Origin of the sequence: Rheinheimera riviphila (genome assembly GCF_004005945.1) — a bacterium.
In the GTDB taxonomy this organism is placed as follows: Bacteria; Pseudomonadota; Gammaproteobacteria; order Enterobacterales; family Alteromonadaceae; genus Pararheinheimera; species Pararheinheimera riviphila.
Genome location: NZ_SACS01000011.1, coordinates 144,876 through 161,979 on the forward strand (window position 1 = coordinate 144,876; position 17,104 = coordinate 161,979).

The following is a 17,104-nucleotide window of genomic DNA, read 5'->3' on the forward strand; positions in this document are numbered from 1 at the left end:
CTGAATAACAGCAAGGCGCGGCCCGCACTTTTAGATCTGAGACCCTACAGGAAAGAGAGAAACTTATGGCTTTAATTTCGTTACGTCAGATGCTGGACCATGCAGCCGAATTTGGTTATGCCGTTCCGGCATTTAACGTCAACAACCTAGAACAGATGCGCGCCATTATGTTGGCAGCTGATGCCACCGATAGCCCGGTGATCGTGCAAGCATCTGCCGGTGCCCGTAAATATGCCGGCGCACCGTTTTTACGCCATTTAATTCTGGCGGCGGTGGAAGAGTTTCCACATATTCCGGTGGTGATGCATCAGGATCATGGCACCTCACCAGCTATTTGTTTGCAGGCCATCCAGTTAGGCTTTTCGTCAGTGATGATGGACGGCTCGCTCGGTACCGACGGCAAGACGCCCATGGACTACGACTACAATGTTCAGGTCACCCGCCAGGTTGTCGACATGGCGCACGCTGGTGGTGTATCAGTTGAAGGCGAATTAGGTTGTTTGGGGAGCCTGGAAACAGGCGCCGCCGGTGAAGAAGATGGGATTGGTGCTGAGGGTATTCTGAGCCATGACCAGATGCTGACCGACCCGGAAGAAGCTGCCCAGTTTGTGAAAGCGACCCAAGTTGACGCTTTAGCGATTGCCGTTGGTACTTCGCATGGCGCATACAAGTTCAGTCGTCCACCAACCGGTGATATTCTGGCGATCGACCGGATTAAAGCCATTCACGCCCGGATCCCGGATACCCATTTAGTGATGCACGGTTCAAGTTCGGTACCACAAGACTGGCTACAAATTATTAACGAGTACGGTGGCGCTATTGCTGAAACTTATGGCGTACCAGTGGAACAAATTCAGGAAGGGATCAAACATGGTGTGCGTAAAATCAATATCGACACCGATTTACGCTTAGCTTCAACCGGTGCTATCCGTCGTTTTATGGCGCAGCATCCGGCTGAATTTGATCCACGCAAGTATTTACAGGCATCCGTCATTGCGATGATGGATATCTGTAAAGATCGCTACCAGGCGTTTGGCGCTGCTGGTCAGGGATCAAAAATAAAAGCCATTTCGTTAGAAAAAATGGTGAAGCTTTATGAGTCGGGGAAACTAACGCCGAACATTAAATAAGCAAAAAAATGAATGGTACATTAAAATTTCAAAACTGAATTTTGAATGTCGCCAAAAGGGTTAAATTGCAAGCAAATATTGCGGTAGATACAAGGCTGCAGGCTGTCTCTGGCTTATTGACAACCTGCAAATTTACTGCAATGATGCGGTCGGTTTACCCTCTAACCAGGTCATACTTTTTTACAAAGTTTGGCTTACACTATACAGGTTACGTTAATCAGCAATTATTGGTTGGGAACTATGTCTAACAATAACATTCGTAAAAGCCTGATCGCATCAGCATTCGTTGGTGCTTTCACCTTAGTAAGTGGAGTTGCTTCAGCAACTACGTTGTCAGAACTGCAAAAAGCTGCGGGTCAAACAACCCGAGCTTCAATTCAGTCGCAAGAAAAAATCAACAATATCTACGATCAGTCTCAGGAATTATTGGCTGAGTACCGTTCATTAGTTGAACAAACTGAAAACCTGAAAGTGTACAACGACCATGTTGCCGCTCTCGTAAGTGACCAAAATGCTGGCCTTACTTCATTAGACAAGCAAATCGGCACCATCGAAGGCACTAAACAGGGTATCGTACCATTAATGTATAAAATGGTTGATACACTGGAAGCCTTCATCAAAGCTGACATGCCAATCGACCAGAAAAAGCGTTTAGAGCGTATTGAACGTCTGCGCGCTATTTTAGGCAACTCTGCAGTAAACACTTCTGAAATGTATCGTGTGGTGCTTGAAGCCTACCAAATCGAAAAAGATTTAGGCAACGCACTGGTTACTTACACCGATAAGCTGGCCGTTGACGGTGGCGAAATCTCTGTAAACTACGTATACGTTGGCCGTGTAGCTCTGTTAGCACAAACACTGGATGACAAGCGCGCCTGGATGTGGAACAAGTCTTCTAATCAATGGCAGGAACTGGGACCAGAATATCTGGAATCAACCAAGTTAGCCATTCGTGTTGCGGGTAAACAAGCTGCCCCAGAATTATTAAAACTTCCAGTGTTAGCAGCGGAGTAAGAATAAATGAAGAAAGTGTTTAAAGGTTTAGTGATTGCAGCTGCTATGACAATGTCTGCTGGCGTTTGCTTAAGCGCTGCTGCCGACACCGCCAAACTGGATCAACTGCTGGAACAGGTCAAAAAAGACCGGATTTCTGAAGGTAAAATTGATCAGGCGCGTGAACAAGAGTTCCTGTCTGACCGTGCTGACAAACAAGCTCTGCTGAACAAAGCACAAGCTGCTTTTAACGCGGAAGAAGCTCGTGGTAAATCGTTGACAAAACAATTTGCCGACAACGAAGGTGCATTAGCTGCCAAAGAAGCTGAGCTGCAAACTGCTCAGGGTACTTTAGGTGAAATGTTCGGTATCGTTCGTGGTTCAGCAACTGAAACCATTGGTGCTATCGCAACTTCAACGATCAGCGCTCAGTTTAAAGGTCGTGAAGACCTGCTGAAAAAGCTGTCTACAGCAAAAGAGTTACCAACTATTGGTGAACTGGAAGACCTGTGGATTGCTCTGCAAACTGAAATGACTGAATCAGGCAAAGTTTCAAAATTTGAAGGTAACGTAGTTAACCTGGATGGTACTTCAGGTAATGCTTCTGTTACCCGTGTTGGCGCTTTCAACTTGATCACCGACTACGGTTATCTGGTATATAACGCTGATACCAAAGAGATGCAACCTCTGGTTCGTCAACCAGAAGATCATGTTGTTGCTGATGCGACTAACTTTAAAGCCGGTGCTGCTGGTGAAATCCTGCCAGTTTACATCGACCCTACCAGCGGTAACATCCTGCGTCTGAAAACTCAGGAAGCGTCTTTGGAACAACAGTTCCACCAAGGTGCTGAAGTTGGTTATGTAATCACCATCTTATTGTTTATCGGTCTGATTATCGGCGCAGTGCGTTACGTGTCTCTGACCAGCGCGCAATCTGGTATCAATTCACAGCTGAAAAACCTGTCTAACCCTTCTGAGAAAAACGCTCTGGGTCGGATCCTGAAAGTTTACCATGACAACAAAACTGCTGACGTGGAAAACCTGGAACTGAAACTGGATGAAGCGATTATGCGTGAGACTCCTTCTGTAGAGAAAGGTATCGGCATGCTGAAACTGATTGCTGCAGTAGGTCCGTTACTGGGTCTGTTAGGTACAGTAGTTGGTATGATCGGTGCGTTCCAGATGATTACTCTGCACGGTACCGGCGACCCGAAAATCATGGCTGACCAAATTGCAATGGCACTTGTAACTACTGTACAAGGTCTGTTATGTGCTCTGCCAATGCTGTTTATCCATGCGTTGTTACAATCTAAATCAAACTCAATTCTGCACGTCCTGGATGAGCAAAGCACTGGTATCATTGCTGCTCATGCGGAGAAGGAGAAAGCGTAATGCATAGCCTGATAGAGCTTTGGGAATCTGTCAGGGATTTTATCGCTACCGGCGGCGATGTACTTTATATAGTCGCCTTCGTGCTCTTCGCAATGTGGACTTTGCTGATTGAGCGCTTCTGGTTTGTCAGTCGTGAGTTTCCGGTTATGCGAAATAAAATCATCGCAGACTGGAACGCCAGAACTGATACAACCTCCTGGTATGCGCATAAAATCCGTGATGCGTGGGTGTCAGAAGCATCTACCAAATTGAATGAGCGGATAAATGTTATCAAGACGCTGGTTGCTGTGTGCCCAATGGTTGGTTTGTTAGGTACAGTTACCGGGATGATTGCAGTGTTTGAAATTATGGCGCTGCAAGGTACTGGTAACCCAAGGTTGATGGCGTCAGGTATTTCAATGGCAACAATCCCGACGATGGCCGGTATGGTTGCATGTTTATCTGGTGTGTTTGTAACGTCCAAATTGGAAGGCAAAGTTAAATCAGCAATTCATGAATTGTCTGACAGTTTGCCGCATCATTGATAGAGAGTAATTTATGGCACGTAGAACTAGACGTGAGGCCGAAGAAGCTGCAATTGACTTAACGCCAATGCTGGACGTTGTATTCATCATGCTGATCTTCTTCATCGTAACAACCTCGTTCGTGAAAGAAGCGGGTATTGACGTTAACCGTCCAAAAGCGGCTAAAGCACAATCTAAGCCTTCTGCAACTATTTTCGTTGCAATCCGTGCAAACGGTGAAATTTGGTTGGACAAACGTGCAGTAGATGTTGAACGTGTCGGCGCGACAATTGAGAAATTGTTAGCTGAATCGCCAACAGACACGGTTATCGTGCAAGCTGATAAAGAAGCAAAACACGGTGTTGTGGTATCAGTAATGGACCAGATCAAACTTGCGGGCATCGAGAAGATTTCGATTGCAGCGGAGAACAAGTAATATGATCAGGTTATTACTTTCACTCATTGTTGGTGCGGTAATAACGTTTTTCCTATACGTAATGATGGCATTTTTGGTTGATACTGATGATGCTTTCACCAATACGAAAAGGGATTCGATCGTTATTGAAATTAACTCGACGCCGCCTGAGTCTAAAGCTCAGACGCGGACTCGGGTGCCACCACCACCACCACCACCACCACCAGAGCCGCCAAAGCAGCAGGTTGTGACTGAGACCAGCAATGATGATGCATCAGTGATTGGTTTTAACGCGCCGACTGTTGATTTAGGTGGTGCAACCTCGACAGGTCTCGGTGATCCGTCAAGCGCATTAATGCGCGATGGTGATGCTACGCCAATCGTTCGGATTGAACCAAAATATCCGGTTCAGGCGGCGCGAGATGGTATCAATGGCTGGGTGCAGTTGCGGTTTTCTATTATGGAAGACGGTAGTGTAGACGAAGTTGAAGTCATCAATGCTGATCCAAAACGCGTATTTGACCGTGAAGCGATCCGTGCGTTAAAACGCTGGAAATACTCACCGAAGATTGAAAATGGCAAGGCTTTAAAGCAAACAGGCCAAAAAGTTCAGCTGGACTTCAATCTTGATACAGCCGGAGGTTAACTATGAAGTTGAATAATTTCACGTCAGCTCTTGTAGTTTTCGCCGCCGTTGGTGTAATGGCGTTGCCAATCAGCACTGCATATGCAGCGCCTGACGCCGCTAAAATTGCCGAACGCAAAGCGAAAAAATCACAGGCCGTTGGTGAAAAAGTCGGTAAATCGATTGTCAAGGCTTATGAATTATATGGCCAGGACAAGATCAGCGAAGCTATTGCCGTGTTGTCGGGCGTCGAGCCTACAGCGCCGTTCGATAAAGCTTATTTATACAGCTTTTTGGGTAAGCTCTATATAGAGAAAGACCCGGCGAAGGCACAAAAGTATCTGGTTGATGCGGTTAAACTCGATGTCTTGAGTTTTACTGACCAAGCCGGTTTGCTTAAAAATATTGCCGATTTAAGTTTAGGTGACAAGAAGTTTCAGCAAGCGCTTGATTATTATGCAAAATGGATGGATTTCACTGGTGAAACCAACCCTGATGTATATTTGCGGATGGCGAACTGTTACTACGAAATGAAGCAGTACAGCAAAGTTATTGCTCCGGCGGATCTGGCAATTGCCGGACTGAAAACGCCGAAGAAAGAACCGTATTTGATGAAGCTTGGTGCTTATTATGAAGCCAAACAAATCAAAAAGGCGATTGAAGTACTTGAAACCGTCGTTGTGATCTTCCCGGAAGATAAACAATGGTGGGTTCAGTTAGGTTCATTTTATAGCCTGGATGAGCAATACGACAAAGCTTTGGCCGCGATAGAACTTGCTTACAAGCAAGGCTATTTAAAGACCGAGAATGAAATTAAAACGTTGGCAAATTTGTACAACAATAATAGCATTCCGTTCCGCGCTGCAGCTGTACTTGAAAAACACATGAAGTCTGGTTTGCTGAAAAAGGACAGAAGTACTCTTTCAAGCATTGCCAGTTCTTACAACGCGGCGCGTGAATTTGACAAAGCAGCTGTTTACTTCGGTGAATTAGCGAAGCTGGAAAACGATGGGGAAGCCTATCGTCGTCAAGGCACGGCATTGCTGATGGCGGGCAAAGAATCTGCCGCTGTGCCAGCTCTGCAAAAAGCGCTGGAAGTTGGTGTGAAAGACAAGGGTCGTGTTCATTTGGCAATGATGGAAGCTTATTTCTATCAGGCTAAACTGAAAGATGCGTATCGTCAGAACCAGTTAGCACGCGACAATGGCCAAGCCAAAGCCGCAAGCAGCTGGGCTGGTTACATCAAAGAACGCGCCGAGAAAAAAGGCATTTCTTTGTAAGTCAGCTGTTGTTAAAAAACCCGCTTCGGCGGGTTTTTTTATATCTACAACAATTAGAGATTAACTTTTGTACAATCACCATGCTTGTTCAGAGTAGGTGTCGCGATTGAGGTTGGGCGCAGGTATGAAAAAGTACAGGCTTATATTGAATCGCTAGTGCCATTGGAGCGAGTTACCAAGACACCAGCTTATTCAGGAGTTAATCAGGCGAGTTGATCTGGTGAAACCTGATTTTGATTGTCAGGATCCGGAGCCCGCAGATCGAGCATTTTATACTTGTCGATCAGTGCATACAGCGTTGGTCGTGTCACACCAAGCACATCGGCTGTTTTCGACAGATTGCCGTTTGATAGGTTATACGCATGCCTGATGGCCTGAGTTTCGGCTTGTTCCCGCACTTTTCGTAAAGTAAGCAGCGGTGAACTGGCATTGTGATCGACGATTAAACCCAAATCTTCGGCACTGATAAATTTGTTATCCGCCATAATGACCGCAGATTTTAATTTGTTTTGCAGTTCACGGATGTTGCCTGGCCATCGATGCCCGAGCATGGCATTGATAGCATCTTCAGTAAACCCTTGAATATTCGTATTAAATTCTTGATTGAATTTCTGAAGCAGCGATTTTGCGATGACAACAATATCCTGACCGCGATTGCGCAGTGGTGGAATATTTAAGGTGATTTCGCTGACTCGATAAAACAAATCTTCGCGGAATGATTGCTCAGCGACCATCTCCGCCAGGTTGCGGTGGGTGGCACAGACGACCCGGACGTCCACTTCAATTTCGCTGCGACCGCCAACCCGCTCAATCACCCGTTCTTGTAAAAACCGCAGCATTTTTGCCTGCAATGCCAATGGCATATCGCCAATTTCATCCAGCATTAGCGTACCGCCATTGGCGGTTTCGATTTTTCCTAAGGTGGTTTTGTGCGCGCCGGTAAATGCGCCTTTTTCATAACCAAATAACTCACTTTCCAGTAAATTATCCGGAATAGATGCGCAGTTGATCGCGACAAAAGGTTTGGTGGCTCGTGGGCTTTGTTTGTGAATAGAGCGGGCGAACACTTCTTTACCGGTACCACTTTCCCCGAGCAATAAAGTGGTAATTTCAGTTGGCGCGATTTTCTCCACCATGCGGCAGGCTTTTAAAATCGATTCGCTGTTTCCGATAATGTCCTGGCTTTTGTAGTTCGCCGATTTCAGTACCCGGTTTTCTGCTTCCAGTTCACTGAGTTTAAAGGCTCTGGCGACAATCACATTCAGCACATCAACATCAATTGGCTTCTGGTAATAGTCATAAGCGCCAAGCGCCACAGCTTGCAGCGCATGCTCGGTGTCGGTACTGCCGGTAATGACAATCACTTTGGTGTCCGGGTTGTGCTGCAGAATTTCAGTCAGACAGGCCATGCCTTCTGAGGCATTGGTTGGATCTGGTGGTAAACCAAGGTCAAGTGTGACAACCGCAGGCTCGTAGCGGCGCACTTGTTGTAATGCTGAATTACGGTCTTCCGCGAACACGACTTCGTAATCCGTTAAACTCCATTTTAACTGTTTCTGGATCCCTAAATCGTCGTCAATTGCGAGTAAAGTTTTCATATCACGTTCCGTGTAAAAGTTTCTATTAGTGTAAAGGAAGCTGAATAGTAAAGGTAGATCCAATATTCACTTCACTGAATACCGAAAGTTGCCCCTGATTTTGTTGAATAAAATTTTGTGCGTCATAAGCACCAATACCCATACCGGCATTACCTTTGGTGGTGTCAAAAGGTTTAAACAAACGCTCTTTAATAAATTCGGCGCTCATACCACAGCCGGTATCGATAATTTTCAGGATCATGGTTTCATTCTGAACCGCTAATTCCACCGTTACTGAACCGTCGGCGGCTGTCGCTTGTTGGGCGTTATCAATCAGATGGAACAGGATATTACACAGCCGTTCATGGTCGATATACAACTCACAGTCCTGAATAACCTGCAGTTGCGGCAATGGCTCATGCTCGGCGCAACGTTCAGTAATCAGTTGCTGTAACAACCGCGCCATCACCACCGTTTTTTTATGCTCGCTACCCGTTTGTTTTTGTGTCAGCTGCGACAGCATATTTTGCAGTCGGCTCTGCATTGCCTCGATAGTTTCAAAAGCGTCATCAACAAATTCTGGGTTATGCCGATGACGTTTGGCATTTTTTAGCAACATATCAATTTGTGCTTTGACATTTTTTAAGTCGTGAACGACAAAGGCGGACATGCGGCTAAACGCCATGAACTGGGCATTTTCCGAAAGTTCTTTACTGGCTTCGCTCATAAACAGATAACTGGAAATTTGTTCTGATACGGCATTCAGATAATCACGTAACTCCCAGTTCAGTTTTAGATGTTCGGTCGCCAAGGGCTTTAACAGGCAGCAACCCCACAATTGGTTGTTTTGATAGAAGGGCACCAATAAGGCAAAAGTTTCGGTCAAACCGTTCAGTTCTTGATGAATGGCTTTGACATCGTGGTCGTTCAAATCACTGAAGTCCAACAACCAATTTTTATTACCGAATTTTTGCTGATATATGGCAGCGATTTGTAAATCAACAGTACTTAGTTGATAGTTTGGCGTCGTCGCCAGTACCTCTGGCGCCTCTGTCATCGTTAGTTTCACTAAAGCGCCATCACTGTAACCTATGGCTTTGCACCAGGCTGTCAGGCAGACCGCAGGTGCATTCTGGTTGGCAATTTCAACTTTTTTCAGCTCGCGGGTTAATTCGACCCATTTTTCCCGATAATCGAAAGTGTTGGCGAAAAAATGCTTTTCGATGAAGACTTTATATTTACGGCGAATGGCGTCAGAAAAGACCAATGTGCAAAATAATGCGGTGCCGACGACCACAAACACCACTTGCAGTAATGTGGTCCAGTTACCACCGATGTAGCTCAGGTAATAACCGACAATCGCCAATAAACACAAATATACGCCGGCGGCGAGTACCAACGAGCTTTGCAACACGATATCGCGGGAGACATAAACGTTGATGCCCCAGGATTTAATCCGTTTTACCGCAACCACCAAAAACGGCAACATCATCACATGCACAAAACCACGGGCCTGCCAGGTTTGCTGATTGACTTTGCCGAGCAGGGCCGCTTCAGCTAACAGATAAAAATCTAATAATAGACAGATCCCTAACGCGATAATCATTGGCTTGAATTGCCATTTCTGACTACCAGACTGCCGATAAATTGCTTCAATCAATGCCAACATCACCACGGTCAGCAGCAAAGTCCCCATCAGCCGTGCGCCGAGATCGGCGTATATCCAGCCGCCAAACACCAGCCAGCTGGCAAATATCAGACAGACAATTTTAATTTTTGTGGTGGCAAAAAGTTGGCGGATAGTCACGTCGGTACGATTCAGCGCCGCCAGCAAAAAAAGTGCCAGCAGCATTTTATGGGTACTTTCAATCAGGAACGAGTTGAGTTCGACAAATGGCAGTTCGTTACCACGAAAATTATCAAAGGCCCATAACACACTGAGAATGGTATAGGTGCTCAATAAATGTTTATGCGCCGTTTGGGTTTTTACCGTTAGCTGTAAAGTCCAGAACAATGCATACCCTAAAGCAGCAAGTGCAAAACCAAAATGGCCAGGCTGGAAGTTTTCAAACATGGATAAGTCTAACCTTAAGGTTGAGCAAGCAGTTGATGTAGATGAACCACCGGAATGGCATAGGCAATTCCGCTCGGGTCGCTGAGCACTGCTTCACGGCTGCCTTTGACCAACACCATATTAATGACCGCCACCACGACACCATCTTCCTGACGATATAAAGCGCTGCCGCTATTACCAGGATAGGCCGTGCCGTCCAGCTGATAGACCATAAAGGGTTGCTGCAATTGCCGCAGTGTTTTTGGATTCAACGCCTTAGAATTGTCTTGTGGGATCGCAATCGGCGTTACCGCGCTTAACGTCGCCTGATGCGTCGCGGGGTACAAGCCTAGCACGCCGGTGATCGGATAGCCGGTAAACGCCAGCGCTGTTCCTTCCGGCGTATATTCTTTATCGGCCAGCTTCATTGCCGGTAGGGTTGCGGCAATTTTTAACACGGCTAAGTCGTGCATTGGATCATTTTTTCTGGAAAGAATAGGGTGGACCACCGGATCCTGTCCGTGGCCGGATAACACCACATAACGCTCGTTTTTGCTTTCGTCCGGTAGTTTTGATACCACATGGTGATTGGTGACGATTTGATTGCCTGGCGCGACCACAAAACCACTGCCGATGAGCTTTAATCTGGGCGAGCCGGTTGGATTGTACAACGCGATGGCAACAACGGATGGCTTCATTTTGGGGATCAGTTGCGGCAAATTATTGGCTGCGGCGGCAACACTGAAAATTCCGAGGCAAGTAATCCAAAACAGTTTCATCACTGACTTCATCCTTGTGCTAAGTAAACCGAGATTTAGTGTAAACCAGTCGGTGGCTTGGGCGAAACTGAATTAGCATCTTTAGCAAATTGGTACATACTGAAAGTTACTAATGCAACCAGGTTGCATTCCCGGAGCGGTTATGACGGCTGTGCCAGAGCAAAAACCTCAGAAAATTCAGGAAATTGTGCCAATTTTTTCCGGCGGCGGCACCAGATTGCCTTGCTATGTCGGCATCCTGATGGCGCTGGAGGATTTGGAATTATCTTACTCGCATGTGGTTGGTGTCTCTGGCGGCAGTATTGTCGCGGCGATGCTGGCTGCCGGAAAGTCGATCGACGAAATGCAGAAATTAGCTTTACATACTGATTTTAAACAATTTAAAGGGTTTTCTTTGCTGAATCTGATCCGCACCGGCGGGTTGTCCAGCGGCGATACCTTTGAAAACTGGATGGATAAAGAGTTGGATGGCGTGTTGTTTCGCGATCTGAAAGTCGATTTACATGTGTTAGCCACTGATATCAACGGTGGCGGGCCGGTTATTTTTAACAAAGAGCGGACGCCGGATATGAAAGTGTCGCAGGCGGTGCGATTTTCGATGTCAATCCCATTACTGTTTTCGTTTAAAACCTTTGAAAATCATGTGATGGCTGATGGTGTCATTTTGGCGGAGGATGCGTTACATCAGGATTGGTCGGGGCGGGCGGTGCCGGTGGTATGTTTTAGGTTGAAAAGTGATAACGAAGACCGGCCGATTATAAAACACCGTTATTTCCCATTGGTGTCGTATATTCTGATGCTTATTCAAACTTTTATGACGGCAATGTCCCGAGAATATGTCCATGCACAGTACTGGCACAATACAGTACTTATTAATACCGGCTCTGTTTCATCGGTTGATTTTGCGTTACCCATCGAGAAAAAACTAATTTTGCTACGCCAGGGATATGACACTGCGATGACGGTTATTCCGCAAAAATTAAACTGGTTAAAGCGCGATCTGGTCGTTCATCAACGTGAGAAACAGTTTGAATTGCTTTAAGTTAGTGCATGTCTCTATACTGGAAATGAATATTGCTATAGTTTTGAGATAGTTTTGAGATAGTTTTGTCCGTAGAGAGTTGATGTGCTGAGTCCGTAGCAAGGACTTAGAAGGAAATTTAATCAAAACAAAAGTTTGTTGTAATAACCAGGGGCGGTTGACCTTTCAGGTTCTGAAAAATGAATGGTACTTTTGCGGTAGGTTGCTGTTGAACTGCAAGGCAAAGCATTTCACCTCTAAATTGATCAGGTCGGGTATGAAACATTTAAACAAATTGCAGAAAATACCGCTGATCGGCGGATTGGTCCGGAAAATCATTGGCATGTTGGCCAGTAATAATGCGAACAATATTTCTAAACATTTTTCGCAATTTTTACAGCCGCATATCGCCAATACCGAAGAATTAAAAGAACAGGTCTTCCGCTTACGCCACAAGGTATATTGCGAGGAGCTCAAATTCGAAGATGAAAAGCCCAATCAGCTTGAACTGGACGATTTTGACGCACATTCAATCCACTGCTATGTCAAACACATGACCAGCGGCAACATGGCGGGTACAGTTCGGCTGATTACATCAAGCTGTAATGAAGAGCAATTGCCGATTGAAAAATACTGTTTGCATTCAATTACTGATCATGAGTTTTCGCCACAAGCGTTTCCGCGGGAAAAAATCTGCGAAATCTCCAGGCTGGCTGTGCTGGAACATTTCCGTCGCCGGGAACAAGATAAGTTTAAAGGCGCCGCAACTGGTGCTATTAACGTTGATACCTATTCAGGCACTGAGCTACGTTGTTTTCCATATATCGCCCTTTGCCTCTATTTCTCCGCCGCTTCAACCGCATTTCATGCCAAAAAAGAACATGCGTTTGTGATGATGGAACCGCGGCTTGCCAGAAGTCTGGCGTTTGTCGGGATTAAGTTTCATCAGATTGGACCGGTGATTGATTATCATGGGCGTCGCGCACCTTTTTATATTAACAAACCAATGTTGTTTGATGGTCTGTCGCCAGGTTTTAAAAAGTTACTGTTCGAAATTGAAAAATCACTTGCCAACACGGTGCAGTCTGGCTCAAACGGCACACCGCCTTCCGGTGCTGGTTTTCAACCTTTAGAGTCCGGAATTCTGACCCGGTAACGATTTGCAGCAAGCAACAAAGGTGTTTGCTGCTGATTTGCAAGGATTTCGCATGCTTCATTCAGACACTTTTGCCGCTGCCGTTGCGCAATGGCAGCAACTTCTTGGCGCTGATCAGGTGATCACGCACACTGAGCAAACCCACTTAGCAGCCACCGCAACTTTCCTGACGACTTCACAAGTGCTGGCCATTTTACGGCCGGATAAAACACAACTCGCAGCCTGCCTTCGGATCGCTACGGAATTTAATATTGCCGTGTATCCGGTAAGCTCCGGCAAAAACTGGGGTTATGGCTCACGAGTTCCGAGCTGCCGGCAGGCCGTATTAATTGATTTAATCCGCTTGAAGCAAATCAGTGACTATCAGCCACAACAACATGTGGTCCGGGTCGAAGCCGGAGTAACCCAACAAGAACTGGCGGAATATCTGCAGCAACAAGGCGGCATGGACTGGATGGATTGCACCGGGTCTCATCCGGATTGCAGTATTGTCGGCAACACCGTCGAGCGTGGTTTTGGGCATACACCTTACGGTGAACATGCAAACTTTATTGCTGGACTTGAAGTGATGCTCGCCGACGGCAGCATTATTCACACCGGGTTTCATCGTTTTGACAACGCCAAGGCCGCTGGCTTGTATAAGTGGGGATTAGGGCCAGGTCTGGATCAATTGTTTCTGCAATCCAACCTTGGCATCGTGTTAAGTATGACCTTGTGGCTGATGCCAAAACCAGAGAAATTTATCGCGTTTTATTTGTCGGCAAAAACCGATGCCGCATTGGAAGCAATTGTTGCAGCACTCACGCCATTAAAACAGCAAGGAATCATTACCAGCTTACCACACATTGCTAATGAATTCAGAGTGTTGGGCGGCATGCAGCAATATCCGTGGCAACGGGCGCAAGAATTAAAGCAGACGGGTTTTCCTTTACCTGCGGTGTTAAAAACTGAATTGCAGCAAAAATGGCAGGTCGGTAACTGGAATGTTTCCGGCGCCTTGTACGGCACGAAAGAGCAAGTTGCGAATGCCAAACGCCAAGTACGACGGGCTTTATCGAAGGTGCCGGCCGCCAGGCTCAATTTTATCAGCGACGAGCTTTTGTGTTTTATCGAACGTTATCAGAAGTTGATTGCTTTGATCACGAGGATGGATATTCCCGGCATGCTCAAAGTGTTGCGTCCTGTTCATAATATGATGAAAGGGTTACCTAGCAGTCAGTTTTTAAGCAGTGCTTATTGGCGTAAGCAGCAAAAAGCGTCCGCTGATGTTGATTTGGATCGGGATGGGGTCGGATTGATCTGGTGTGCCTTTGTGGGGCCTGCAACATCTGCAACAGCGCGTGAACTGATGAATATTATCAGTGATGTACTAACGCGTCATGGTTTTGAGCCCGGTGTGACTTTTACCCTACTGAACGAGCGTTGTCTGGATGCGGTGATTAGTTTGCTGTTTGACCGACAAGCAATTGCACCTGACGGTCAAAGCTGGGACGACAAAGCTCTTGCCTGCCGCTTAGAGCTATATCAACAGATGTTCCAGCACGGTTTTTACCCGTATCGGGTAGACGTCGATATGATGAAACTCCTCAATACCACCGGCGATGTCTCTTACCGTCAGTTATTGCAACGATTAAAAGGTTGTCTTGATCCTGCAGGTATTCTGGCACCGGGACGTTATATTGCAGATCCTATGCAAGAACTGTCAGAATAATTTACGAAGCAAAAAATAGGAACATGTAAATTTGTGTAACGTGTTGATTTTAATGGAAAAATAAAGTTGGCACGCCATGTGCATTATTCTGTTAGTCCTAACGTAGCCGTACGAAAGTCAGGCGCAGTTTAAATTAAATGGTGGTAGTAAAATGAAGTTAAAATCAATTGTTACAGCTGGCGCGCTGACGTTAGCAACTTTAGTAAGCACTCAAGCATCTGCAGTTCTGATGTCAGTAGATTTCGAAACCCAAAGTGGTTGGTTAGCTGATGGCTTAAACTCTGGTACTCGTATCAACTCAACAGCAACAAATCTGGATTGTGCCGCAGGCATCAACAACGCAGCAAATGGTTGTGGTTTGACTTTCAGCAGTGCAGTTGGCGCAATCGCTGGTGCATACAGCACTGTAAACTGGGGTTCATCTTCAGCGAAAAGCGGTTTAGACATTCTTTCAAAAAGCGGCACCTTAGTTACTAATGGTGACTGGGTTCAGACAGGCCTGGTAACTCACCGTAACCAGACTATCCCAGCAGGCAGCGCTTCTCTGGCTTCTTTAGAGTTAGCTACTCTGTTCGCAATCGTGAATCCAGCACTGTTCGTAATTCCAGCTAAAGTTGGTATTCAGTTCAAAGAAACACCAAACAACACTGATCCAACTAAATGCCCAACTCCACAGTTATCAACTGTTGGTTGTGATGATACGTTCTCAGTAAACCTGCAACTGCCGTCAATCAAATTTAAAGATTTAGAAGGTCAGATGTACCAAATCAGCTTCAAGCTGAACCCATTAAGCGGTGTGACTTCAATCACCAACCCTGATGGTACTGTAACTCTGGTTACTGCTGAATCTTCAAACAACCAAATCGAATTCTTAGCTCGTCTGGAAACGATTCCAGAACCAGCAACAGTAGGCATCCTTGGTTTGTCTTTAGTAATGTTATCGCTGCGTCGCAATAAAAAAGCAGCAGTTTAACCATTACTGATGTATAAAAAATCCCTGGATTAATCCGGGGATTTTTGTTTTAAAACTCTGATTTATAATATGAATGCCCATCTGCGATACTGATATTGAGACCTAACTTGACATGTCTCGTCGCGCCTTAATCCTGTCCCTCGTTGCAAAAATCATCGCCTTTGACTATCGATTGAAATACATTTTTTAGTGTTTGTCTGCAATTTCCGCAGCAACAGGCCTCCGCAGCAACGTCAAATTTGTTTACACCAGCCTTTAAGTTCTCTAAGTAAGTTGATGAAAATATAGGCAAATTAAGTTTGGCCTATATTATGCTTTATTAAAGTAAGACATTAACGCAGTACTCCTATGTCGCGGTTGAATAACTTATGGATCTAATGGAGAACGTTATGAAAACACTATTAAAAAGTACAATTGTTGCTTGTGCATTAATACTCCCGCAAATCGCGCAAGCTGCTTTAGTAACAGACTGGGAGTATGAAGTTTTTTCAGAATGGACCGGCGCATCTTTTGATGCAGGTGTAGGTACTCAAATTCAGGATGCAACTGAAATCAGCTGGGGCGGTACTGCCGCTTATACCAACCAATCCGCTGGTATTGGTACTGCTCGCAGTGCGTTAATTCTGACTGACAGCTTTTCTTCTGGTACTGATTTGGTTACAGGCAGTATTATTCCTGCTTTGACCAATATCATCACGCACTGGAACAACACCCTTCAAGGATCTTTTAGTACGCTAGTTGGCGCGCAGTTAAAAACCACTTTGAAACTGAAACCATTTTTACCGGTTGAAGCAGATGATTTTTTCCCACCAAAAGTATTAAATTTCACCATTAACTTTACCGAAACACCAAATGACAATGATTGTGGTTTTGACAGTGCATCAGCTTGTGATGACATTTTTGTAATCTCAATTGGTAATCTGTCAGATTCGTTTGATTATGATGGTTACACCTATACCACTAATATCGTTGAAACAACCTTATCACTGACTGCACTGTCGGATGACGCTTGTGCCGCTGCTGATGCTGCTGCAGGTTGTCTGGGTTTCCAGACTAAAGAAAAAGCGGCTACTTCAGCTCAATTTGGTTTGTTGATTGATGCAAAATTAATCCCAGAAGTTCCGGAGCCAGCAGGTTTGGCGGTGTTTGGTTTAAGCCTGATGGGTTTAGTGATGTATGGCCGTCGCCGCTTAGCACGTAAATAATGTTGATTTGACTGTAAACATTTGAATTAAAAATCAATACAAAAAAGCCAGATCCAAAGTCTGGCTTTTTCTATTCTGGTGCTCAATTCGGTTATCATTCAGCATTCATTCTTTCCTGTGCTATCGGCAAAAGTGTCGCGTATGGGAACCCGTTGTATAAAAAATCGAGTATGTAAAATTTTCTGTGTAAGTGGCTGTTTATCATAGCGATACACGGTCACCGTACATGATAATGAACTGATTCATCGCCGGTTTCCAGTCCCTAAGTGGCATTGTCCACTTCTTCGCAAT

Annotated in this window: 15 protein-coding genes; 12 read left to right on the forward strand and 3 right to left on the reverse strand. The window is 45.5% G+C overall.

All coding sequences use genetic code 11. From position 1 onward, the window contains the following. The first annotated feature begins 65 nt into the window (after positions 1–65). The 7 genes from fba to EOE67_RS11765 all read left to right on the forward strand — a co-directional run bounded on the left by fba (position 66) and on the right by EOE67_RS11765 (position 6,338). On the forward strand, positions 66–1,130 hold the full coding sequence (gene fba, locus EOE67_RS11735) for a class II fructose-bisphosphate aldolase (protein WP_127699262.1): 1,065 nt from the start codon (positions 66–68) through the stop codon (positions 1,128–1,130). Between the two features lie 240 nt (positions 1,131–1,370). Then, on the forward strand, positions 1,371–2,144 hold the full coding sequence (locus tag EOE67_RS11740; RefSeq protein ID WP_127699263.1) for a DUF3450 domain-containing protein: 774 nt from the start codon (positions 1,371–1,373) through the stop codon (positions 2,142–2,144). Positions 2,145–2,150: 6 nt separating this feature from the next. After that, positions 2,151–3,515: a MotA/TolQ/ExbB proton channel family protein gene (locus tag EOE67_RS11745; protein ID WP_127699264.1), complete on the forward strand. Its 1,365-nt coding sequence runs from the start codon at positions 2,151–2,153 to the stop codon at positions 3,513–3,515. Then, on the forward strand, positions 3,515–4,039 hold the full coding sequence (locus tag EOE67_RS11750) for a MotA/TolQ/ExbB proton channel family protein (RefSeq protein WP_127699265.1): 525 nt from the start codon (positions 3,515–3,517) through the stop codon (positions 4,037–4,039). Before EOE67_RS11745 ends, EOE67_RS11750 begins: the two co-directional genes overlap by 1 nt. Positions 4,040–4,052: 13 nt before the next feature. Then, on the forward strand, positions 4,053–4,454 hold the full coding sequence (locus EOE67_RS11755) for an ExbD/TolR family protein (RefSeq protein ID WP_127699266.1): 402 nt from the start codon (positions 4,053–4,055) through the stop codon (positions 4,452–4,454). Between the two features lies 1 nt (position 4,455). Continuing rightward, positions 4,456–5,079, forward strand: coding sequence for an energy transducer TonB (locus tag EOE67_RS11760; RefSeq protein ID WP_127699267.1), 624 nt, complete (start codon positions 4,456–4,458; stop codon positions 5,077–5,079). Between the two features lie 215 nt (positions 5,080–5,294). Next, entirely contained in the window at positions 5,295–6,338 is a 1,044-nt protein-coding gene (locus tag EOE67_RS11765) for a tetratricopeptide repeat protein (protein ID WP_240652796.1), read from the forward strand. Between the two features lie 203 nt (positions 6,339–6,541). Here EOE67_RS11765 and prsR read toward each other — a convergent pair whose 3' ends face one another. The 3 genes from prsR to EOE67_RS11780 are packed head-to-tail and all read right to left on the reverse strand — an operon-like array spanning position 6,542 to position 10,747. Next, positions 6,542–7,936, reverse strand: coding sequence for a PEP-CTERM-box response regulator transcription factor (gene prsR, locus EOE67_RS11770; protein WP_127699269.1), 1,395 nt, complete (start codon positions 7,934–7,936; stop codon positions 6,542–6,544). Between the two features lie 25 nt (positions 7,937–7,961). Next, positions 7,962–9,989, reverse strand: a complete 2,028-nt coding sequence (gene prsK / locus EOE67_RS11775; protein WP_127699270.1) for an XrtA/PEP-CTERM system histidine kinase PrsK — start codon at positions 9,987–9,989, stop codon at positions 7,962–7,964. Positions 9,990–10,003: 14 nt separating this feature from the next. Continuing rightward, the gene (locus EOE67_RS11780) at positions 10,004–10,747 is read right to left on the reverse strand and encodes a S1 family peptidase (RefSeq protein WP_127699271.1); all 744 of its coding nucleotides are present in this window, start codon (positions 10,745–10,747) and stop codon (positions 10,004–10,006) included. Positions 10,748–10,889: 142 nt separating this feature from the next. Here EOE67_RS11780 and EOE67_RS11785 point away from each other — a divergent pair, with 142 nt between their 5' ends. The 5 genes from EOE67_RS11785 (at position 10,890) to EOE67_RS11805 (ending at position 16,813) form a co-directional block, all read left to right on the forward strand. After that, positions 10,890–11,789 carry a patatin-like phospholipase family protein gene (locus tag EOE67_RS11785; RefSeq protein ID WP_127699272.1) on the forward strand — a complete coding sequence of 300 codons (900 nt, stop codon included), beginning with the start codon at positions 10,890–10,892 and terminating at the stop codon, positions 11,787–11,789. Positions 11,790–12,045: 256 nt separating this feature from the next. Further along, entirely contained in the window at positions 12,046–12,924 is an 879-nt protein-coding gene (locus EOE67_RS11790; protein WP_127699273.1) for a PEP-CTERM/exosortase system-associated acyltransferase, read from the forward strand. 52 nt (positions 12,925–12,976) lie between these two features. After that, entirely contained in the window at positions 12,977–14,635 is a 1,659-nt protein-coding gene (locus EOE67_RS11795) for an FAD-binding oxidoreductase (protein ID WP_127699274.1), read from the forward strand. A gap of 151 nt (positions 14,636–14,786) precedes the next feature. Further along, complete coding sequence (locus tag EOE67_RS11800; protein ID WP_127699275.1) at positions 14,787–15,608, forward strand: THxN family PEP-CTERM protein; 822 nt, start codon at positions 14,787–14,789, stop codon at positions 15,606–15,608. A gap of 368 nt (positions 15,609–15,976) precedes the next feature. Next, positions 15,977–16,813, forward strand: coding sequence for a THxN family PEP-CTERM protein (locus tag EOE67_RS11805; RefSeq protein WP_127699276.1), 837 nt, complete (start codon positions 15,977–15,979; stop codon positions 16,811–16,813). Positions 16,814–17,104 lie beyond the last annotated feature (291 nt).